Annotated in this window: 18 protein-coding genes; 12 read left to right on the top strand and 6 right to left on the bottom strand. The window is 63.3% G+C overall.

Features of this window, described 5'->3' with window-relative positions:
- Positions 1–17: 17 nt before the first annotated feature.
- From B9A23_RS12420 to B9A23_RS12410, 3 genes are read right to left on the bottom strand one after another with little or no spacing between them, the layout of a single operon-like run.
- The gene (locus B9A23_RS12420) at positions 18–1,901 is read right to left on the bottom strand and encodes a cytochrome c3 family protein (protein ID WP_084279381.1); all 1,884 of its coding nucleotides are present in this window, start codon (positions 1,899–1,901) and stop codon (positions 18–20) included.
- A 7-nt stretch (positions 1,902–1,908) separates the two neighbouring features.
- Positions 1,909–2,805 carry a hypothetical protein gene (locus B9A23_RS12415; RefSeq protein ID WP_084279380.1) on the bottom strand — a complete coding sequence of 299 codons (897 nt, stop codon included), beginning with the start codon at positions 2,803–2,805 and terminating at the stop codon, positions 1,909–1,911.
- 4 nt (positions 2,806–2,809) lie between these two features.
- Positions 2,810–5,386, bottom strand: a complete 2,577-nt coding sequence (locus B9A23_RS12410) for a cyclic nucleotide-binding domain-containing protein (RefSeq protein WP_084279379.1) — start codon at positions 5,384–5,386, stop codon at positions 2,810–2,812.
- Between the two features lie 198 nt (positions 5,387–5,584).
- On the opposite strand from B9A23_RS12410, the gene B9A23_RS12405 reads away from it, so the two are divergent.
- From B9A23_RS12405 to B9A23_RS12390, 4 genes are all read left to right on the top strand, one after another.
- Entirely contained in the window at positions 5,585–6,622 is a 1,038-nt protein-coding gene (locus tag B9A23_RS12405; protein WP_254895094.1) for a tetratricopeptide repeat protein, read from the top strand.
- 329 nt (positions 6,623–6,951) lie between these two features.
- Positions 6,952–7,653: a response regulator transcription factor CtrA gene (gene ctrA / locus B9A23_RS12400; protein WP_084279378.1), complete on the top strand. Its 702-nt coding sequence runs from the start codon at positions 6,952–6,954 to the stop codon at positions 7,651–7,653.
- 152 nt (positions 7,654–7,805) lie between these two features.
- Complete coding sequence (locus B9A23_RS12395) at positions 7,806–8,012, top strand: hypervirulence associated TUDOR domain-containing protein (protein WP_084279377.1); 207 nt, start codon at positions 7,806–7,808, stop codon at positions 8,010–8,012.
- Positions 8,005–8,334 carry a hypothetical protein gene (locus tag B9A23_RS12390; RefSeq protein ID WP_217806606.1) on the top strand — a complete coding sequence of 110 codons (330 nt, stop codon included), beginning with the start codon at positions 8,005–8,007 and terminating at the stop codon, positions 8,332–8,334. Before B9A23_RS12395 ends, B9A23_RS12390 begins: the two co-directional genes overlap by 8 nt.
- A 17-nt stretch (positions 8,335–8,351) precedes the next feature.
- Here B9A23_RS12390 and B9A23_RS12385 read toward each other — a convergent pair whose 3' ends face one another.
- Positions 8,352–9,281 (bottom strand): helix-turn-helix domain-containing protein, encoded by a 930-nt coding sequence (locus B9A23_RS12385; protein ID WP_254895093.1) that lies wholly within the window; start codon positions 9,279–9,281, stop codon positions 8,352–8,354.
- Between B9A23_RS12385 and B9A23_RS12380 the strand changes: the two genes are divergently transcribed.
- From B9A23_RS12380 to B9A23_RS12360, 5 genes are all read left to right on the top strand, one after another.
- Positions 9,280–9,996, top strand: coding sequence for a tRNA (guanine(46)-N(7))-methyltransferase TrmB (locus tag B9A23_RS12380; protein WP_084279376.1), 717 nt, complete (start codon positions 9,280–9,282; stop codon positions 9,994–9,996). The genes B9A23_RS12385 and B9A23_RS12380 overlap by 2 nt on opposite strands.
- Before the next feature lie 92 nt (positions 9,997–10,088).
- Positions 10,089–12,515, top strand: coding sequence for a membrane-bound PQQ-dependent dehydrogenase, glucose/quinate/shikimate family (locus B9A23_RS12375; RefSeq protein WP_084279375.1), 2,427 nt, complete (start codon positions 10,089–10,091; stop codon positions 12,513–12,515).
- A gap of 3 nt (positions 12,516–12,518) precedes the next feature.
- The gene (locus B9A23_RS12370) at positions 12,519–13,481 is read left to right on the top strand and encodes a cation diffusion facilitator family transporter (protein ID WP_084279374.1); all 963 of its coding nucleotides are present in this window, start codon (positions 12,519–12,521) and stop codon (positions 13,479–13,481) included.
- 125 nt (positions 13,482–13,606) lie between these two features.
- The gene (locus tag B9A23_RS12365) at positions 13,607–14,374 is read left to right on the top strand and encodes a sulfite exporter TauE/SafE family protein (protein ID WP_084279373.1); all 768 of its coding nucleotides are present in this window, start codon (positions 13,607–13,609) and stop codon (positions 14,372–14,374) included.
- Positions 14,375–14,505: 131 nt separating this feature from the next.
- Positions 14,506–15,033 carry a hypothetical protein gene (locus B9A23_RS12360; protein WP_084279372.1) on the top strand — a complete coding sequence of 176 codons (528 nt, stop codon included), beginning with the start codon at positions 14,506–14,508 and terminating at the stop codon, positions 15,031–15,033.
- 3 nt (positions 15,034–15,036) lie between these two features.
- Here the strand turns inward: B9A23_RS12360 and nadB are convergent, their stop codons facing one another.
- Together nadB and B9A23_RS12350 are read right to left on the bottom strand one after the other, a co-directional pair.
- Entirely contained in the window at positions 15,037–16,656 is a 1,620-nt protein-coding gene (gene nadB, locus B9A23_RS12355; RefSeq protein ID WP_084279371.1) for an L-aspartate oxidase, read from the bottom strand.
- 436 nt (positions 16,657–17,092) lie between these two features.
- Complete coding sequence (locus B9A23_RS12350) at positions 17,093–18,055, bottom strand: ABC transporter ATP-binding protein (RefSeq protein ID WP_084279370.1); 963 nt, start codon at positions 18,053–18,055, stop codon at positions 17,093–17,095.
- 72 nt (positions 18,056–18,127) lie between these two features.
- On the opposite strand from B9A23_RS12350, the gene B9A23_RS12345 reads away from it, so the two are divergent.
- The 3 genes from B9A23_RS12345 (at position 18,128) to B9A23_RS12335 (ending at position 20,338) form a co-directional block, all read left to right on the top strand.
- Entirely contained in the window at positions 18,128–18,328 is a 201-nt protein-coding gene (locus B9A23_RS12345) for a zinc-finger domain-containing protein (RefSeq protein ID WP_084279369.1), read from the top strand.
- A 51-nt stretch (positions 18,329–18,379) separates the two neighbouring features.
- The gene (tldD, locus tag B9A23_RS12340) at positions 18,380–19,819 is read left to right on the top strand and encodes a metalloprotease TldD (RefSeq protein ID WP_084279368.1); all 1,440 of its coding nucleotides are present in this window, start codon (positions 18,380–18,382) and stop codon (positions 19,817–19,819) included.
- Between the two features lie 96 nt (positions 19,820–19,915).
- Positions 19,916–20,338 (top strand): hypothetical protein, encoded by a 423-nt coding sequence (locus tag B9A23_RS12335; protein WP_084279367.1) that lies wholly within the window; start codon positions 19,916–19,918, stop codon positions 20,336–20,338.

The following is a 20,338-nucleotide window of genomic DNA, read 5'->3' as shown; positions in this document are numbered from 1 at the left end:
CCCCCCGTTCAGATGCGCTATCGCAGCTTGACGGGGAAACGCGGCCTTTCAGCCACGGCAACCGTCTGCGCCACGTCCTTCTTGCGATCCTTCTTTGGCGCCCAGGGAGCGCCCGCATCCATGTGATAGGAGTGGCACATCGCGCAGGACGAATCGACCGGATCCTTTACGGATACGGATGCAAGCTTGGCGCCTTCACCGCCGACATGGCACGAACGGCAGCCGCCCTTGCCATCGATGCCGGGGACGAGCAGGTCGCTGGCCTTGTTCGAATTGCCCGCGTTGACATGGCAGTCGGCACAATCGCTCTTGTCGTGCGCCTTATGATCGAACCAGCCCTTGTGGTAATAGCGATCGTTCTGGGCAACCGGCTGGACCGCAAAGCCTGCGCTTGCCGCTGACCCGCCCCGCGTCACTGTATGGCAGTCGTAGCACATGCCGCCTTGCGAGAAGACCTTGGCCACCGCCTGTTCGGCGCGCGTCGGATAGAAGCGCACAGCACGGGCGTAATCCGCAGCCGTTGACCGCAATGCCGCATCGCCGGGCACGCGGCGGGCAAGGCCCGAGAGGTTGGCAGGACGCGCCGGAGCGCCGCCGCGATAGAAAGCGCGCAAATCCGCCACGACCAGTTCAGGTTCGCCATGGCGCAAGGTGCGGAAGGTGCCGCCGACCTGATCGAAGCTGAGCGAGTGGCACGACTGGCAGGAATCCTCCATCACCACCGGCTTGAAACGCGTGCCCGTGGCATCGGCCTTGTGGCAATCCTTGCACTGCAGGCCATCGGCCGATGCGAACCGGTTCGGCATGCGGCGGACCATCTGGGCGATGCCGTTGGTCTTCGAAAGGTGCTGCCCGTGGGTGAATTTCAGGCCGTTGTTTTCAGCAAGGTCGGGCGTCCAGTTGGCGCGTTGGAACACGGGCTTGTCGCCGTTCATGCCGCTGATGATCATCGGCTTGAACTGGGGATGGGCCGTTCCGAAATCGGCGGCATCGGCGATCCTGGTGTCTGGCAAGCGACCCTTCATCCCGTTGTGGCAATCCGCGCAGAATTTCTGCTGGGTGGCGGGCATAGCACCCGCCCCCTCATGCTCGGTGTGACAATCGACACACCGGCCCGCCGGGCGATTGAACGCCGTCGCCACGGCGCGCTGGAGGGCGGCCATGCCGCTCGGCTCGCCGCGCGCCTTGAGCAACCGCTCCTTGTCGGAAATATGGTCGTGCGCATCCTTGGTGTGGCAGGTGAGGCAGGCGTTGTCGGTCACCGCGACGAATGCCTGCGTGTGACAGGCCTGGCAGTCGCCACCCAGATTCTTGTGGGCAAGGCTCAACGGCCCCGAGGACCATGTCTGGTCGGCGTGGAAGCCATCGGGCCGGCGCGCCTTCTCATGCATCGCCAGCGGCTTGTACGTCATGTAGCTGTAGATCGGGAAGGCGAGGAAGGCGACGAGCACCAGAACCGCGAAGGTCCATGCCGACATGCGCTTGCCGGGCAGCAGGCCCTTGAGCGTATAGGCGGTGGTGATGTCCTTGTCCTCGGCGGATTCAGACAGCGCCTCGACCCGGCGAACCGAGAGGACCACCCTGCCAGCTTTCTGATCGCGCGACAGATCGATGCGATGGCCGCCGAAGGTCAATTCGGCGCCGACGGCGGGATCGATCACCGCCTGCAGCGTGCTGCGGCCGTTGACCTCGAATGGCTGCTCGGTGGTCGCCGTGACAGTAACCCTGCCATCGTCCCCTTGGGTCACGCGGGCGTGGACCGGGTTTACGGCAAGGTCGGACAAGTGGATGCCACAGGCCGCATCGCGGCCGATGGTCACTTCGGGCAGGTCGATCGTCGTTGCGCGGACGATTTCCTCGCCACTGGTCTTGAACGCGATCTGGCGGACTAGAAAGCTCATCTTGCGCTCACCAGTAGAAGAAGACGCTGACGACATGGGCGGAGAGCGCCGCGATCAGCGCGAAGGTCACCGGCACGTGCACGAAGAGCCAGGCCTGTAGCCAGGCCTTCAGCTTGAGATGCCGTCGCATCCGCCCGAGCATGGCCTCCTTGCGCGTGAGCAACCCGTCGACCTTGTCGAGCGGATCGTCCTTCACGCGCGGGCGATAGGCGCGCAGGCGGCGCAATTCGGAAGAAGAGGCGCGGGTGGCGCACTTCGGGTACTTGCCGGTTATGCGGCTCCAGAAGGTCCCTGCGAACGGGTCTTCATCAAGGCTGCGCTGCACGAGAGCAGCCGATTCCTGATCGAGCGGCTGTGCGGCATCGTGGATCTGGCGATCCAGCGAGCGCAGCGATTCGATCATCTGCTTCTCGGTAATCGCGCCTTCCTCGTCATAGCGATTTTCCGACAGGGCGCGCGGCAGTGTGGCGTAGACCCAGATCCCGAACACGCCCGAGGCAATCACGATCAGCATCAGCGCCCACGCGAGCGTGTGGACATTCCACCCAAGGTGAAAGCCCGAATGCAGCGTGCCGATCACGGTAAGGCACAGGCCGAGATAGACGTGCGCGGAAGTCCAGCCCTTGAGGCTCCACCGGCCCGGCGTGATCGCGCGCTTGCGCATGCCGAGCATGGTCAGCCACAGGATCAGCAGCGCGCCGATGGTGCCGAGCGTGTAGCCGAGCCAGCTCGATCCGAAGTGCGTACCCGGCAGCGGCACGAAGACGTAAAGCGCGATCAGCGCCACGGCCAGTATTGCAGAAAGCTTGCCCCACAACATGTTGCGGTGGGTCAGGAAGCCCTCGTGGGTGCTCGTCCGCTGGCGGGTGCTGCCGGTGCGCTTACGGGGGGCAATGCTCGCCATCGGCTCAGACTCCCTCGTTCTCGAGCCGCGCGACGGTCAGGAACTCGTCAGGAGAAACGCGGATGGCAGCGCCGGTCGGGCACGCGCGCACGCAGCTCGGTCCGCCTTCGATCCCGGCGCACATGTCGCACTTGATCGCCTTCTTGCGGTCAAGCATCTCGTCCACTGCCGGGTCGCCGGTATATTTCGTGTTCTTCTTCGACCATTTGTAGGGCGGCTCGCCCGGCCCCGGCCCAGAGCCGAAGAACAGCCACGACAGCAGCGACGGCTTCTTCGGCGGCACCTTGTCCATGCGGATCACGCCGTAGGGACAATTGCGCTGGCAGTTGCCGCAGCCGATGCAGGTATCGTTGATGAATACCTCGCCATCGGGCCCGCGGTGGATTGCGTTGGGCGGACAATCGGCCATGCAGTGCGGGTGTTCGCAGTGGCGGCAGGAGGTGGGCACGTGAAGGTGCGCGAAACTCTTGCCTGCTTCGCGATCGAGCCGCGAGAGGCCATCGTGGCTGTCGGCGCAGGCCTTTTCGCAATTGTCGCAGCCGACGCAGAGCCGCTCGTCGATGAGCAGCACGTCGGTCGCCTCGCCAAGCCCTTGCGCAACGAGGAACTTGGCCTGTTCGGAATAGAGATCGACGACGCCCGAGAAGCTGTCCTTCTTGGATTCGATGAAGGCGTTGGTCGCCCGGCGCACCTCCATGTCCTTGCGCGCGCGATCAAGCAGGGCGGGCTTGGCCGAAAGCACGCGGCGGAAGGCCTCGCCGTCGAGCTTGATCACCTCGCTCTTGATCGCGGCGCGGACCGTGGCGGTGCGTTGCCCGCCATCGACCACCGCCATTTCGCCGACATAGGTTCCGGCAGGGAGGTAGGACAGGAACACCGGCTTGCCGCCGACTTCCTTCTCGACGATCATCGAGCCGACGCGGATCACGTAGATGTCGGCGTCATCGTCGCCTTCCCTGATGATCGCATCGCCAGCGCGGACCTGCATGATCTGCGAGGTCTCGACGACCTCGGCAATATCGGCGCTGGTGAGCCCGGAGCCGAACATCTGCAGGATCTGGCGCTCGGTAGAGATGCGTTCGATGGCGCGGCGGGCGGTCGGCACCTGGCTCTGCAGCTTCAGCGCGGCATTGCGGCTGATCTCGATGCAGATGGTATCTTCGGCCGCAACAATGGTCGCCCCGCGCTTGCGGCCCGAGATCAGGCCGACTTCGCCGAAGATCGTGCCCGCCGGGATCGGCACGACCTTGGACGGGTCCTTCGGATCGATGCGCACGTGGACCGAACCCGAAGCAATCGCGAACAACGATGACCCCGGATCGTTCTTTTCGAAGATGGTCTGCCCCTTGGCATAGGCGCGGGCGGATGAATCGAGCATGAACTCGCGCAGCTGCAGCGTGGTCATGCCATCGAGAATAGAGACGTTGGCCTTGAGGAATTCGAGCCATTCGTTGACCGAACGCCGCCCCGGCAACCCGGCAAACTTGGCCTCGAGCAGCGGCTCGTCCGCCGGCTTCAGATCCGTGTTGCCGTTGATGAACTCGATGACGTCGTAGCCCTGGTTCATGCAGTGCTTGATCAGCGGGTAACCCGCCAAGGCGCCGATCACGAAAATGCCGGGCGCGGTCGATTCAAACTGCGGTGACAGCGTGGGGAAGGCCAGGCGATCGGCGCTGGCAAATTCGATGCCGCAGCTTTCGACGAAGCCGCGCGGCGGAGCCGAACCGATGCGGGCGATGATACGGTCGCAGCGGATCCGTTCTTCGCCGTCGCGAGTGGACAGGGTGATCCAGCCCGGCTCGACCGCCTTGGTCTCGGTCTCGTAGCGGATCGACAACTTGCCGGTGGCGTCATCCTCGACCAGCGCCTTGGCGTTCGGCTCCTTGGCCGTCGGGAAACTTTCACGAACATTGGTCGATTTCGGGGCGCGATTGAGCACGGTGACGACGTTGCCCTGCGCCGGGTCTTCGACAAGGCCGCGCGCGTTTTCGATCCCGGCATCGCCCGTGCCGATCACGACGATGTGCTGATCGAGCACGGCATAGGGATCGTCGAGCTGATAGGTGACGTGCGGCAAATCGGACCCCGGACAGCGCATCAGGTTGGGGTTGCCCTGCGTGCCGATGGCCAGCACGACGTTTTCCGCCATTACCGTTTCGCCATTGGTCAGTTCGATCGCATAGGGCGGCGCGTGGCGCTGCAGCTCGGCCGTGGTGGTCGACCCGTCGCGCGCGCGGGTGACGATCTTCTGGATCGAGCCGGGGATGGGCGCGCCGGTGCCCCTGATCGACTTCACCTCGGCGTTGTACTTCACGTTCACGCCGAGATCGCGGGTGCGCCGGCTCCACTTGTCGAGGATGTCCTCCTTCTTGCCGGCGTCAAACTCCTGATCCGAGCGCAAGATGAGCTGCGATGGCGTGGCCATCACGTGCTTGCCCTTCTGGTACTTGTAGATCGTGTCGGAGAGATGGTCGGTCTTTTCGAGAAGGACATGCGCGAGCCCGAGGCTTGCTGCACGGCCAGCCGCGCTCATGCCCGCAGGGCCTGAACCGATGATCGCAACCTTGAAAACCTCGCCCACCGGTATGCGTCCCCCGCATCGCGAAAGGGCGGCGCTGTTCCCGCACCTGCCCGTTTCCAAAAACCGATTTGCGACCCCTGTCGGACAAGACTTTAGACGAAGCGGCGCGCATTGCCAGACGCAAATTGCGCATGGTCGGCCAAGCTGGTTCCTGCGACCGCTACGGCTTGCCAGCAATGCGGGCAGCGCGATATGCGCATGTCAGACGGCACCGGCGATGGTGGCCGACAGGAGCAAGCGATGACCGAACCCCAGCCCGCCCCCGCAAAGCGCGAATCCGCGCAAGGGGCGTCGCGCGCAGGCAGGCTTGCGCTGATCGCTGCCGGTGTGATCGCCCTTGGCGCCGGGGCCGTGGCCATGTTGCGCGGGCCGGAGACACCGCCGCCGGCGGCAGAACCGCCGCCCTCTGCGCCAAGCCAGCAGCCATCGGTCGACGATGTCATTGCCAAGCTGGAAGCCAAGCTGGCCGAAAACCCCGAGGATGCCGAAGGCTGGCGCATGCTCGGCTGGTCCTATTTCCAGACCGAGCGCTATGCCGAGGCGGCAACCGCACTGAAAAAGGCCACAAAGATCGACCCGGCCAATGCCGAGACCTGGTCTTTCCTTGGGGAATCGCTGGTGCTTGCCAGCAAGGAAGAAGGGCGCATGCCGCGCGATGCCAAGGCAGCCTTCGACAAGGCGATCAAGCTTGACCCCAAGGATGCTCGCGCCCGCTATTTCCAGGCGGTGGCGATGGATCTTTCAGGCCGGCACCGTCAGGCGATCAATGCCTGGTTCGATCTGCTGCGGGATACGCCATCGGACGCGCCCTACGCAGAGGACATCCGCGAAGTCATCCGCAACGTGGGCGAGAAGCGCAAGATCGATGTCGAGAAGCGCCTTGCCGAGGCGCAGTTCGCAGCGCCTGCAGGCGGCGTGATCACCGATGGTCCGCACAAGGCTGCCGCCGGCATTCCGGGGCCGACCAGTGAACAGATGAAGGCCGCCGCCGGAATGCCCAAGGGCCAGCAGGAGGCGATGATCCGGGGCATGGTTGACGGACTCGAGAGCAAGCTCGAAGCCAATCCGGCCAACGTCGATGGCTGGATCATGCTGCTGCGCAGCCGCATGCAACTGGGCGAACCCAAGAAGGCCGCCGAAGCGCTGCAGAAGGGCCTCGCCGCGTTCCGCAACGATAGCGCCAATGCGCGCAAACTGCGTGAAGCCGCATCAAGTCTGGGCGTTTCCGGGGCCTGATTCGGGCATCTTTCTGCAGCGCGGCAAGAGCCCTGCGGGAATTTCATTCGATTCGTTAACTATTCTGTCGGCGCCCGGCGTCGGCCAGTTCCGGATTGATTCATTACGGGACACCGTGGTTTACCGGCGTTTCCTGTCCCGTTCTGAATCACTTGCACCCGACCATGAGTCATTACCGGGCACCTCGGTGGTTAACGCGACGAAAACGCGCGTTCGCCTTTACAACAAATTAACCTTTCATGTTCATTCCTCCTATGGTTAATGGCGGGCAATCCGGATTGATGACGGGTTAATTGCCACTGGGGACATGGCAAAAAAGGGGCGGTTCAATGCGCGTACTGCTGATCGAGGACGAACCCACTACGGCCAAGGCGATCGAGCTCATGCTCACGACCGAAGGCTTCAACGTCTATTCTACCGATCTTGGCGAAGAAGGCCTCGATCTGGGCAAGCTCTATGACTACGACATCATACTGCTCGACCTGAACCTGCCGGACATGCATGGCTACGACGTGCTCAAGAAGCTGCGTGTCGCCAAGGTCCAGACGCCGGTCCTGATTCTCTCGGGCATCTCGGAGATGGACAGTAAGGTTCGCTCGTTCGGCTTCGGCGCCGACGACTACGTGACCAAGCCGTTCCATCGCGAGGAACTGATCGCCCGCATCCACGCCGTGGTGCGCCGTTCGAAGGGCCACTCGCAGTCGGTCATCCGCACCGGCAAGCTTTCGGTCAACCTCGATGCCAAGACGGTCGAGGTCGACAGCGCCCGTGTCCACCTCACGGGCAAGGAATACGCCATGCTGGAGCTGCTTTCGCTCCGCAAGGGCACGACGCTGACCAAGGAAATGTTCCTGAACCACCTTTATGGCGGCATGGACGAGCCCGAACTCAAGATCATCGACGTGTTCATCTGCAAGCTGCGCAAGAAGCTGGCCCACGCCTGCGGCGGCGAGAACTACATCGAGACCGTGTGGGGCCGCGGCTACGTGCTGCGCGATCCCGACGACATGAGCGCGATCGAGGCGGCCTGACGCCAAGCGCACTTTTCATCGCCATCCCTGGAGACGGCCTGCCGGACACGGCGGGCCGTTTTCGCATTTGCGCCCTGCACTTGCGGGCAAGGAACGGAACCCGCCACCCGCTCGACCGCTAAGCCCTTGAACCAAGACAAGGATTGGACGACATGGCGAAGGCATTGAAAGCGGGCGACAAGGTTTCGTGGAAGAGCCACGGCGGCGAAGCGCATGGCAAGGTGGTGCGCGAGCTTGAGAAGGCCACCACGATCAAGGGCCACAAGGTGGCAGCCTCGAAGGACAATCCCGAGTATCTGGTGGAAACCGACGAAGGCAAGCGCGCCGCGCACAAGCCGGAGTCTCTCAGCCGTGACTGACAAGCAGACCTTCAAGCCGACGCAGCGCATGGCCTCGGCTGCCAGACGGGGGTTACGGCTGCGCGACAACTTCAACCGCGGCGGCACCGAAGTAGGCGTGGCAAGGGCCCACCAGCTATCCGAGGGCAAGCCGCTATCGGAAAGCGACGTGAAGTCGATGTACAGCTATTTCGCGCGCCATGAAGTCGACAGGAAGGCTGCAGGGGATCGCTGGAACAGTGACAGCGATCCGTCGGCCGGCTTCATTGCATGGTTGTTGTGGGGTGGTGATGCGGCCAGGACCTGGGTGGAATCGAAGCACAAAAAGCTCGAGAAGGCCTGACCCCACCCGGCAGGTGCTTATCCGACCCGGCTGAAGTAGGTCGTTTCCATCTTAGGCAAGGTCTTGTCGGCCCAGACAATCGTTTCGATCATCGACCTGCCGTCCTTCGCCACGGTGTAGACGCGCGTTGCGACCTGTTCGCCGCCCTTGCCCAGCGTCATCACCAGGGTGTTCGGCGAAGGTTGGCGCAGCGAGACGGAATCGAAGATCGGGATGTTGCCAGCGATCGGTACGGCACTGCCATCGAGCGCCGCTGTCGAGGTTGCGGTCATCTCGCTGCCGTCAGGCGCGACGATGTCCACGCGTGTGTTCCAAGTCTTGCCGGTGCCGTGACTGAACGCGATGGTTACACTGCGCGGGCGCTCTTCTTCAGGAATGCGCGTAGTATCAAGCGACCATTTGCCGATCAGCGGTGACGCGTGCGCGATGGAGGCCTGCGCTGGGGCCGGGGCTGGCTGCTGCGTCGCTGACGCTGTGAAGAGGAGTCCGGCTGCAAGAGGTATCAGGGCTAACATGGCGATCTTTCCTTTCTGCCAGTGACGCACCGCCGCAGCGGGCTGCCCCTCGGCGTCGCCGGTCTGCTCGACTGGGGAAAGATCAGTTTTTCTGGGCCAGTTTTCCTGTCCCGCTACCAGGCGAGCCAGTTCGCGGCTGCTGCCGATGCCGGTCTTGCGACGGGCATCGCGCAAACGTTCGTTGATCGACGCCTCGGACCGGCCCAGAGTTGCCGCAATCGACTTGATCGTGTGTCCCGCCGTGAGCATTCTCAGGACTTCGAGTTCCTTGTCGGTCAAGTCCGCTATGATCGGGGGCGCAGGATCGGTGGCAGGCATGCCGACCTGATCACCACAGCCGCCCTGCACCGTCCAACCAATTTTCTTGTACTTGGCCAAGACGTGCCGGTCATATTGACCCCTGCAGGCCTGCCTGCCAAATGCCGCCGCCATGACAGCCTACAAACCCGGCGATCCGACGACGATCAACCGCCTCTACGGCCGCGCGAAGGGCAAGCCCCTGCGGCAGGGCCAGCAGGCGCTGGTCGATGAACTGCTGCCGCAGATCGCCATGCCGGCCGAAGGGCCGATCACGGCCGAGGTGCTGTTCGGCGAGCCGCGTCCGCTCCACTTCGAGATCGGCTTCGGCGGCGGCGAGCACATGGCCTATCGGGCCGACATGCTGCCCGACCACGGCTTCATCGGCGCAGAGCCCTTCCTCAACGGCGTGGCACAGGCGCTCACGCATGTTTCCGGCGATAATGGGGCGCATCCCCCCATTCCCAACGTGCGCATCCATCATGGTGATGCACTCGAAGTGTTGCGCCGCATTCCCGATGGCGCGCTGTCGTTCCTCTATCTGCTGCATCCCGATCCCTGGCCCAAGGCGCGCCATGCCAAGCGGCGCATGATGAACGATGGTCCACTCGACATGTTCGCGGCCAAGCTGCGGCCCGGCGGCGAGTTCCGCTTCGGCACCGATCATGCCGTCTATTTGCGCCACGCGCTGATGGTCATGCGCCGGCACAAGCACCAGTTCGAATGGCTGGCGAGCGAGGCCAGCGACTTCCAGAACCGCCCCGGCGGCTGGCCCGAGACGCGTTACGAACACAAGGCACGCACGGTCTACGGACACGAGGTGTGGTACTTCCGCTACCGCCGGCGCTGATTGTTTCCAGCTTATTTCCGCCTATTGGGGAACGCATGCGCGCTTCGCCCGGTTGAACGGTATTGCCGTAATCGACCCGAAGGAGCGCGACCATGGATACCCCTGCCAAGGCAGAAGTGGTCGACACAGCGGTTGAGCGGAACGAGTTTGTCAGAAAGCGCAGACCCTTTGCGCCGTTCCTGCTGGGCCTTGTCATCGCACTGATCGGGCTGGTCCTAACTGTGGGAGGAGCATGGCTCGCCGGGATCGGTGGCTCCCCCTACTACGTGGTGACCGGCGTTGCGATGATCGCATCGGGCTTGCTGCTGATGCAGCGGCGCCGGATCGGCGGCTGGCTCTACATCCTGATCTTCGCTGGCACGGTGATCTGGGCGCTGGGCGAAGCCGGCATCGACAACTGGGCGCTGGTGCCGCGCGTATTCGCTCCATTCGTGCTCCTGATCGCGACGTTTCTGGTCATGCCGACGATGTCTGTTCGTCGCCATCGCTGGCGCAATGCTCTGGCAGGCTCTGCACTGGCGACCGTGGCGCTGGCCGGCACCGCATTTGCCTTTGCCCAGATAACGTCACCAAGGCCGCTCTCGGAACTTCCCGCGACACTGGGCAACATGGGCGACCCGGCGCTCCAGACCCCGGGTGATGACTGGCCGGCCTATGGTGGGTCCTACAGCGCACGTCGCTTTTCGCCCCTTGCGCAGATCACGCCCGAGAACGTCGGATCGCTCAAGCGTGTGTGGCTGACGCACACAGGTGACGTCCCTTCCTCGCCGCAGATCGCCAAGACCTATGGTGGTGAGAATACCCCGCTCAAGATCGGCAACAATCTCTACGTCTGCACACCGAAGAACATGGTCCTGTCGCTCGATCCCGCCACGGGCAAGGATCGCTGGCGCTTCGACCCGCGCATGCCGGACAGCGCGATCCCATATACCGCTGCCTGCCGCGGGGTGAGCTATTATGCCGTACCGGGGGCGACCGGGACCTGCGCGGCACGGATCATCCTGGGCACGCTCGATGCCCGCCTGTTCGCCATCGATGCGCAGACCGGCGAGCGTTGCAAAGATTTCGGCACCAACGGCGAAGTCGATACCAAGATCGGCATGGGCGATACCCCGCCCGGATACGTTTCGATCAATTCGCCGCCGACCATCGTGCGCGGGGTTGTCGTGACGGGTCACCAGGTTCTGGACGGGCAAGACCGCTGGGCTCCCTCGGGAGTCATTCGCGGCTACGATGCCACGACCGGAAAGCTGCGCTGGGCCTGGGACATGATGCACCCTGACTGGAACGGCTACCCTCCAACCGGGCAGACCTGGGCAAGGGGCACGCCCAACATGTGGACGATCGCTTCGGGCGACGAGGCGCTGGGCCTTGTCTATCTGCCGATGGGCAATGCCGCCGCCGACTACTTCTCTGGCTTGCGCCGTCCGCAGGAGAACGAATTCGCGACGTCGCTCGTGGCGCTCGACGTAGAGACCGGCAAGCCGCGGTGGCACTTCCAGGCAGTACGCAAGGATGTGTGGGACTATGACTTCGGAGCGCAGGCCACGCTCGTCGACTACAAGGGCACGCCTGCATTGGTCCTGCCTTCCAAGCAGGGCGACATCTACGTGCTCGACAGGCGCACCGGCCAGCCATTGACGCCAGTCGGCACGATCCGCGCGCCCGCAGGCGGCGTCGAGCCGGCCGAGCGCGCGCCGACGCAGATGGTGTCGCTGTGGCACACCCTGCGCAAGCCCGCACTCATGGAAAGCGACATGTGGGGCATGTCGCCGATCGACCAGATGATCTGCCGCATCCAGTTCCGTCAGGCGAGCTACAAGGGCTTCTTCACCCCGCCCGAAAGCATGCAGCGCTCGATCCAGTATCCCGGCTACAACGGCGGGACAGACTGGGGCGGCGTTGCCGTCGATCCGCAGCGCGGCGTGATCGTGGCGAACTATAACGACATGCCCAACTATGTGCGCCTGGTGCCGCGCGAAAAGGCGAACGAGCTTGGCTGGGCACCGCGCAACCAGGCACGCGGACGCATCGGCGGAGCCGAGGGTGCGGGCGATCCGCAGGCACACACGCCTTACGCTATCGATGTCAACGCCGGCTGGCGGATGCCCTTCACCGGCATGCTGTGCAAGCGGCCGCCCTATGGAGGCATCCGCGCGATCGACATGGAGACAGGCAAGACCATCTGGGACCGCCCGTTCGGCCAAGCCCGCACGAACGGTCCGTTCGGAATCCCTTCGATGCTGCCGTTCGAGATCGGCACGCCCAACAATGGCGGCGCGGTGGTGACGGCCGGCGGCGTGGTTTTCATCGCGGCGGCGACCGACAACCTGATCCGTGCCATCGATCTCAGGACTGGTGAGACGCTGTGGTCGGATGTGCTGCCGGCTGGCGGACAGGCCACGCCGATGACATATTCCGTAAACGACCGACAGTATCTGGTGATTGCGCCGGGTGGCCATCATTTCATGGAGACCCCGATCGGTGATCAGGTCATTGCCTATGCCTTGCCACGCTGACCGATGAGCGCGGCCCAGGCAGCACCCGGAGCGGGTGCACACTTCAAGGCGAACATCGTGCTGTACGGCGCGCTGGCAGCCAATGTCGGTATCGCCATCGCCAAGTTCGTGGCTGCGGCGATCAGCGGCTCATCGGCGATGCTGACCGAGGGCGTGCATTCGCTTGTCGACTCAGGCAACCAGTTACTGCTGCTTTATGGCAAATCGCGGGCCAAGCGACCGCCCGATCGCCTTCATCCGTTCGGCTATGGCCGCGAACTCTATTTCTGGGCGTTCAACGTCGCGATCCTGATCTTTGCGCTGGGTGCAGGCGTTTCGATCTATGAAGGCATCGTCCATATCCAGGAGCCGGAGCCGCTGCGCGACCCCCTGCTCAATTATATCGTGCTGGGCGTGGCGATCCTGCTCGAAGGCGGTTCGTGGACGCTGGCCGTCAAGGAGTTCAATGGCGCGCGTGGCGACATGGGGTGGTGGAAGGCCTTGCGACGCTCGAAAGACCCCGCCTCCTTCGTCGTGCTGTTCGAAGACAGCGCAGCTCTTGCAGGGCTGATCATCGCCGGAGCAGGCGTCTGGGCCAGCCAGCAATTCAATGATCCCCGAATCGATGGCATGGCCTCGGTGGTAATCGGCGTCATCCTGGCCGGAGTTGCCGTATTGCTGGCCCGCGAAGCAAAGGGCCTGCTGATCGGTGAGAGTGCCGATCCGTCACTGGTCGAGACGGTGAGCAAGGTGCTCGACAGCCGGGCCGAGATCACTTCGGTCAACCACATCCGCACGATCCATACCGCCCCCGATGCGGTGTTCGTGGCGATCAGCGCCGATTTCGAGGATGATCTTGCCATGGGTCGGGCAGAAACGGTGATTGAGGAGATCGAGGCGAGCCTGAAAGCTGCGATACCGCAGCTCTCTTCCATCTATATCCGGCCCGAGAAACGCCGGGACGCGATAGTGGTTGAGCGTCCCTGAACATTGCATTCGGTCGCAGCAAACCCTCCCTTTGCGGCAAGGCAATATTTCTACCATTTTTGTAGAGCTTGATTTGCGCTAGCCAGCGGCGAAACGTTCGCGGCGATAACAGGGGATCGATTCGCATGAACTTCATTGCAGGCATCGATTTCACAGCGCTGCTCCCGTTCATCGCTGTCGGCTTCGCCGCGCAGATGGTGGATGGTGCACTCGGCATGGCGTTCGGCGTCATCTCCAACACGCTCATGGTCGGCGTGCTGGGGATTCCGCCCGCGCTGGCCTCGCAGCGGGTTCACATTGTCGAATGCTTCACCACCGCGACTTCAGGAATCAGCCACCTGATCCACGGCAATGTCGACAAGAAGCTGTTCTTCCGACTGCTGTTACCGGGCATGGCAGGCGGCATTCTTGGCGCATACGTGCTGTCGTCGCTCGATGCCTCGCTGGTAAAGCCATGGGTGCTGCTGTATCTTTCTGCGATCGGCGTCTATCTCCTCATCCGCGGGATCTTCTATCCGCCGAAGTTCAAGGAGGCCAACTGGGTTGCGCCGCTCGGCCTGGTCGGTGGATTCCTCGACGCTGTGGGCGGCGGGGGTTGGGGGCCGGTTGTAACTTCCAATCTGCTGATCCAGGGAGCCGATCCGCGCAAGGTTGTCGGCACGGTCAACACCGTCGAGTTCTTCCTCACGCTGACCGTTTCGGCAGCCTTCGTCTGGAAGCTCGGATTTGCAGACGTTGCCGGGGCCACGCTTGGCTTTCTTATCGGCGGCATTGCGGCGGCACCGTTCGGCGCTTGGGCGGCAAAGCACATCCCGGCGAAGACCATGCTGATCCTTGTCGGCATCGTGCTGACGCTGACCAGTCTGTATGGCGCCTACAAGGCCTTTTCCTGATCCTTACGCCAGGGCTGCGGTTCACCCGCAGCCTTCTGCATCCGACATGCTTACCTTGAATTAACCACGATCTGCGACCTTCGCGATGTTGCACCGGGCCGATTCTCCGCCCGCTGCCGGAGGGCGGGACCATGGCGCGGTTTGATTCAAGCGGCATGACGATTTCAGAATTGCGGGAATTTGCGAGCTTTGCCGCGTGCGAACAGCGCTACATCCGGCGCAGTCTCGACATTGCGCTCGGGCGCGGCGATCCCGAACAACGCTGGGCTCGCGGGTCTGGCGAGGTCATCGCCATCCGTCAGCAGGTTGAGCTCTATCGAGAACTGCCGCTGCTCCGCCAGTTCCTGCCGCACGTGGAAGGCCTGGACTCTCTCGAACCGTTCATGGGCTCGCTCGTACGCCTCACGGCCTTCGATCTGGCGCAGGACCGTCTGACCGGCTTTTCCGCCTACAGATTCCTTTACGAACGCCTGCTTGGCGCCGAGGCGCGCCCGTGGCTTCCGGGGGCGTTCTGTGGTGCAGCCGCGCTGCCGCTGATCCGCCCCGACCGCCGCCGCGCGCTGCTGCAGTCGATCAGCGAAGCCGCTGCAACAGCGCAGGGCTGGTCGACACGCGCGCCGGTTTTCTACCCGGAGTTCGTAGAAGCGGAAGCCGCCTGAGGCCTAGGGCACCAACAAGGTGTCGCGGGCCACGGGATCGGTCTGCGGGTAATCGAGCGTGAAGTGCAGGCCCCGGCTTTCGTGGCGGGCACGGGCGGACCGCACGATCAGCTCGGCGCTCTGCAACAGGTTGCGCAGTTCGATCAGGTCGGTCGTGACGCGGAAATGGCCGTAATAGTCGTTGACCTCGTCGTTCAGCATCTGGATGCGATGCGCCGCCCGTTCCAGCCGCTTGTTGGTGCGTACGATCCCGACATAGTTCCACATGAAGCGGCGGATCTCGGTCCAGTTCTGCTTGATGACCACTTCCTCGTCGGAATCGGTGACGCGGCTTTCGTCCCACGGGCTGATCGCCGGGGGTGCGCTGAACTGGTCCCAGCATTCGAGGATGTGCCGCGCCGCTGCTTCACCGAACACGAAGCATTCGAGCAGCGAATTCGAAGCCAGGCGGTTGGCACCGTGCAGCCCGCTTTCGGTGCATTCGCCCGCCGCATAAAGCCCGGGAAGATCGGTGCGCCCATCAAGATCGATGAGAACGCCGCCGCAGGTGTAATGCTGTGCCGGCACCACCGGGATCGGCTGGGTGGTCATGTCTATGCCGAGGCCGAGCAATTTCTCGTAGATGTTCGGGAAATGGCCCCGGACAAAGTCTGCAGGCATATGACTGATATCGAGATGGACGTAATCGAGACCGAACTTCTTGATCTCGGCATCGATTGCGCGGGCGACGACATCGCGCGGCGCAAGTTCCATGCGCTCGGCATCATAGAAGTCCATGAACCGCTTGCCGGTTCGCGGGTTGATCAGGTGGCCGCCCTCGCCCCGCACGGCCTCGGTAATCAGGAAGTTCTTGACCTCGAGATTGTAGAGGCAGGTCGGGTGGAACTGCATCATCTCCATGTTGGAGACGCGAGCGCCTGCCCGCCACGCCATGGCGATGCCATCGCCAGTCGCCCCGCGCGGTGCGGTGCTGAACTGGTACACGCGCCCCGCCCCGCCGGTCGCGAGGATCGTTGCACGTGCGACATGTGCCTCGACCTTGCCGGTTTCCTCGTCGAGAGCGTAGACGCCCCAGACGCGGCCCGACCCCGAATAGCGCGCCGCTTCGTGACGGCCGGTGATGAGATCGATGCAGGTGCGGCCGGGCAGCAAGGTAATGTTGGGGTGTTCGCGGGCGGCTTTCAGCAGGGCCTTCTGCACGGCGGCTCCGGTGGCATCGTCGACGTGGACGATGCGGCGGTGCGAGTGCCCGCCCTCCCGCGTCAGGTGCAACGCGCCGGCTTCGGCATTGAACGGAACCCCAAGCTCGCTAAGCCGGGCAATCGCGCGCGGCGCGTTCTCTACCACGAACTCTACCGTGTCACGGCGGTTAAGGCCTGCGCCGGCGATCATCGTGTCACGGATGTGGTCTTCGAAAGTGTCGCCCGCATCAAGCACGGCAGCGATGCCGCCCTGCGCCCAATTCGTCGATCCGCCATCCAGGCTGCCTTTGGCAAGCACCAGCACCCGGCAACGCTCGGCAAGCACAAGCGCTGCAGTCAGTCCGGCGGCGCCCGAGCCGATTACCAATACGTCATGCGTCACTTGCGCGGACACATCACCGGGTCGTTCTGGCTGTTCCATTGGCGCGCCCAAATCCTCTCTGCGCCCTTGCACGCGGCGCACGACCTTGCCCTAACTCGTGAACGGCGGACTGCAAGTGCGCAGTTCACGACCACAGTAACGGTCGCAAGCGAAGACCGGCTGTCAACATTACAAAAATTTCATCTCGCAAGGCATTCTTGAGCGCTTGCTTCGCAGTCGCAGCATGATACGTAAAAATCCTTATTCACGACGACGGGACAAGGGGGTGAGTGCCGTGCGCCGATTGCTGTGCCTATTCGATCGGCATCGTCCGTTCCGTGAAGGCGTTGAATGGAACGGATTGTTTTTCGTTGGCACGTGTCAGCACTGCGGAGCACCGATCAGGCGTCGCGAAGGCGGCGGCTGGCGCCGGCGAACAGCAGGCGAAAAGGCACTTTTAGTTAATTCCGCGGATAACCAAAGTTAGCTTTGATCTCTAGCGCGGTGCGCTGGTAAGGCTCACGAAAACGTCTTCGAGATCCGCTTCGCGAGTCGAAACGTCAACGATTGAATAGCCAAGCCCCTGCATTACCGACATTACTTCGCCGGCGTTCATGCGATCCTTGTCATAACCGATCTCGACGATCTTATCAGCCGTGATCGAGCTGTTCAGGAACGCCGGATGCTGCGGTGCAGCATCGATTGCGCGATCCAAAGTCAACACCACGATTTTTTCGCGGGCCATGTCGACCAGTTCACGGGTCGGCTTATTCGCGATGAGCTTGCCGTGATTGATGATGGCGATACGGTCGCACAGCTCCTCGGCTTCCTCGAGGTAGTGCGTGGTCAGCACCACAGTAACGCCATCGCGGTTGAGTTCACCGACCAGTTCCCACAACTGGCGGCGCAGTTCGACGTCGACGCCGGCGGTGGGTTCGTCCAGCACAAGCACCGGCGGGGCATGCACCATTGCCTTGGCGATAAGCAGCCGGCGTTTCATGCCGCCTGACAGCGAGCGAGCGTAGGCATCGGCCTTGTCGGCCAGATGGACTGCGCGCAGAAGCTCCATGGTCCGGCGCATGGCCTTGGGCACACCGTAGAGCCCGGCCTGGTTGTCGAGCACTTCGGCCGGCGTGAAAAAGGGATCGAACACGATCTCCTGCGGCACGATGCCGATCGAAGCCTTGGCATTGCGCACATCGCGATCGATATCATGGCCCCAGATCTCGACCGAGCCGGAAGATTTCATGACCAGGCCTGCCAGCGTGTTGATCAACGTCGACTTGCCGGCGCCATTGGGGCCCAGCAGCCCGAAGATCTGTCCTTGCGGGACGTCAAAGCTGACACCGTCCAGGGCAAGCTTGCCCGGCGCCTTGCCGGTCGGAGCGTAGCGCTTGACAAGGTCGCGGATGCGGATCGCGGGCGCGGAGGTCGTTTCGGAAGTTTCAAGGCTGGCCATGGCCCGCTGCCTGCACCAGCGCGTGTCAAAACGCAATTGTCTGGACCCTGCCAATTTGCTAGCCGCGACGCCATGATGCAGGCACCCGAAACCGTCTTCACCGATCACCACCGCGTCAAGTGCGATGGCGCCTCCGACATTCGTGGCGGCGCAGCACTCGGCCATCCACGCGTCTGGCTGGAGATTGACGAGAAGGGTTTCGTCGAATGCGGATATTGCGACAAGCGGTTCGTCCTCAAGGGCGGTCCGGCAGATAACGCGCAGGCAGCCTGATCAATCGCTGCCCCCTCTGGCCTTCTCGCGGCCAGGTCCTATATCGGTTGCATGACCGAACTCGACACCCGCTCGCTGCTCTATCGTTCTGGCCTGCTTTCGCCGGATGAAGCGCAGCGGATCACCGCCAACGCGCTCAAGTCATGCGACGATGGCGAACTGTACATGCAGTTCATTGCGAGCGAGAGCTTCGGCTTCGACGATGGCCGGTTGAAGACTGCCGACTATTCACGCGATGCAGGCTTCGGGCTGCGCGGCGTATCGGGCGAGATGACCGGCTTTGCCCACGCCAATGAAATTTCTGCCGCCGCCATCGCGCGTGCTGGCGAAACGCTCAAGCTGCTCGATCCGGCCAAGGGCCAGCCTGCCTCGCCACCGCGCAATAACAACCGCCATCTCTATACCGAAGCCTCGCCGCTCGATGCTGTCCCGTTCGAGGCCAAGGTCAAGCTGCTCGAGACTATCGACGCCGCAGCCCGCGCCCGCGATCCGCGCGTGGCGCAAGTCTCGGCCTCGCTCTCAGGTTCGTGGTCGGTCGTGGAGATCGTGCGCGCTGACGGCTTCGTCGCCCACGACGTGCGCCCTCTGGTCCGGCTCAATGTCTCGATCGTCGCTGAACAGAACGGCCGCCGCGAAACCGGCTCGTTCGGCATCGGCGGCCGCCGCCTTTATGACGATTTGTTCGCGCCGGAGACATGGAACCGCGCGATCGACGAGGCGCTTGGGCAGGCGCTGGTGAACCTCGAATCGATTGCCGCGCCGGCGGGCGAGATGACCGTGCTGCTTGGCCCCGGCTGGCCCGGTGTGCTGTTGCACGAAGCGGTCGGCCATGGCCTCGAAGGCGATTTCAACCGCAAGGGCACAAGTGCCTTTTCGGGCCGCATCGGTGAGCGCGTGGCGGCACCGGGCGTTACCGTGGTCGATGATGGCACGCTCCTTGGCGTCAACGGCCAGGGCCGTCGCGGCTCGCTCTCGATCGATGACGAGGGCACGCCCACGCAGGAAAACGTGCTGATCGAGGATGGCATCCTCAAGGGCTATATCCACGACCGGCTCAACGCCCGCCTGATGGGCGTTGCCCCCACCGGCAATGGCCGTCGCGAAAGCTTCGCCCATGCGCCCATGCCGCGCATGACCAACACCTTCATGCGTGGCGGGAACGACGATCCGGCTGAATTGCTGTCGCGCGTGAAGAACGGCATCTTTGCCAAGTCGTTTGGCGGAGGTCAGGTCGACATTACCAGCGGCAAGTTCGTTTTTTCGTGCACCGAGGCCTATCGCATCGAGAATGGCAAGCTTGGCGCGCCGATCAAGGGCGCGACGCTGATCGGCGATGGCCCGACCTGCCTCACCAAGGTCACCGGCATCGGCAACGACCTTGCCCTCGACGAAGGCGTGGGCGTCTGCGGCAAGGGCGGGCAGAGCGTACCTGCGGGCGTCGGCCAGCCGACGCTTCTGGTGGAAGGGTTGACGATCGGCGGCACCGCCTGACCATACGTGGGGAACCTTCCCGCGTTGCAATGCGCTCAGCATGGGTTAAGCTGCTGTTAGATATCGGTTGAAGACCGAATCGAAAGGAAGTGCCAGATGATCAAGACCGCCAGCAAACTCGCTGCGGCACTGGCCGCCGGATCGCTGCTCCTTGCCGGGGCTGCCGCCGACGCCAAGCCGCGTCTTACCCCTGAACAGGAACTCGCCAAGGCGCTTGAAGGACGCGTTGCCGGCAAGCCCGAGGACTGCATCTACCTGCCGCGCGTGATCAACACGCGGATTTATGACAAGACCGCCATCGTCTATGACGCCGGCAACACGCTTTGGGTCAACCGTCCCGATGCGGGTGCAGCCACGCTGAGCGACAACGACATCATGGTGACCACGCCCTTCGGCTCGCAACTGTGCAGTGTCGATATCGTCCGGATGGTGGATCGTAACGCGGGATTCTGGCGCGGTTCTATTGGCCTGGGCCAGTTCGTTCCCTACAAGAAGGTGAAGGCCGACAAGGCCAGCTAA

This window comes from Novosphingobium sp. B1 (genome assembly GCF_900176395.1).
GTDB lineage: Bacteria > Pseudomonadota > Alphaproteobacteria > Sphingomonadales > Sphingomonadaceae > Novosphingobium.
The sequence above is the reverse complement of the archived record's forward strand: the minus strand, read 5'-3'. Positions and strand labels throughout refer to the sequence as shown.

What these genes read in the sequence shown, in the direction of transcription:
- B9A23_RS12420 (WP_084279381.1), bottom strand. Translation starts at nt 1,901, where the DNA reads ATGAGCTTTCTAGTCCGCCAGATCGCGTTCAAGACCAGTGGCGAGGAA.
- B9A23_RS12415 (WP_084279380.1), bottom strand. Translation starts at nt 2,805, where the DNA reads ATGGCGAGCATTGCCCCCCGTAAGCGCACCGGCAGCACCCGCCAGCGG.
- B9A23_RS12405 (WP_254895094.1), top strand. Translation starts at nt 5,585, where the DNA reads ATGTCAGACGGCACCGGCGATGGTGGCCGACAGGAGCAAGCGATGACC.
- ctrA (WP_084279378.1), top strand. Translation starts at nt 6,952, where the DNA reads ATGCGCGTACTGCTGATCGAGGACGAACCCACTACGGCCAAGGCGATC.
- B9A23_RS12395 (WP_084279377.1), top strand. Translation starts at nt 7,806, where the DNA reads ATGGCGAAGGCATTGAAAGCGGGCGACAAGGTTTCGTGGAAGAGCCAC.
- B9A23_RS12380 (WP_084279376.1), top strand. Translation starts at nt 9,280, where the DNA reads ATGACAGCCTACAAACCCGGCGATCCGACGACGATCAACCGCCTCTAC.
- B9A23_RS12385 (WP_254895093.1), bottom strand. Translation starts at nt 9,281, where the DNA reads ATGGCGGCGGCATTTGGCAGGCAGGCCTGCAGGGGTCAATATGACCGG.
- B9A23_RS12375 (WP_084279375.1), top strand. Translation starts at nt 10,089, where the DNA reads ATGGATACCCCTGCCAAGGCAGAAGTGGTCGACACAGCGGTTGAGCGG.
- B9A23_RS12370 (WP_084279374.1), top strand. Translation starts at nt 12,519, where the DNA reads ATGAGCGCGGCCCAGGCAGCACCCGGAGCGGGTGCACACTTCAAGGCG.
- B9A23_RS12365 (WP_084279373.1), top strand. Translation starts at nt 13,607, where the DNA reads ATGAACTTCATTGCAGGCATCGATTTCACAGCGCTGCTCCCGTTCATC.
- B9A23_RS12360 (WP_084279372.1), top strand. Translation starts at nt 14,506, where the DNA reads ATGGCGCGGTTTGATTCAAGCGGCATGACGATTTCAGAATTGCGGGAA.
- nadB (WP_084279371.1), bottom strand. Translation starts at nt 16,656, where the DNA reads ATGGAACAGCCAGAACGACCCGGTGATGTGTCCGCGCAAGTGACGCAT.
- B9A23_RS12350 (WP_084279370.1), bottom strand. Translation starts at nt 18,055, where the DNA reads ATGGCCAGCCTTGAAACTTCCGAAACGACCTCCGCGCCCGCGATCCGC.
- B9A23_RS12345 (WP_084279369.1), top strand. Translation starts at nt 18,128, where the DNA reads ATGATGCAGGCACCCGAAACCGTCTTCACCGATCACCACCGCGTCAAG.
- tldD (WP_084279368.1), top strand. Translation starts at nt 18,380, where the DNA reads ATGACCGAACTCGACACCCGCTCGCTGCTCTATCGTTCTGGCCTGCTT.
- B9A23_RS12335 (WP_084279367.1), top strand. Translation starts at nt 19,916, where the DNA reads ATGATCAAGACCGCCAGCAAACTCGCTGCGGCACTGGCCGCCGGATCG.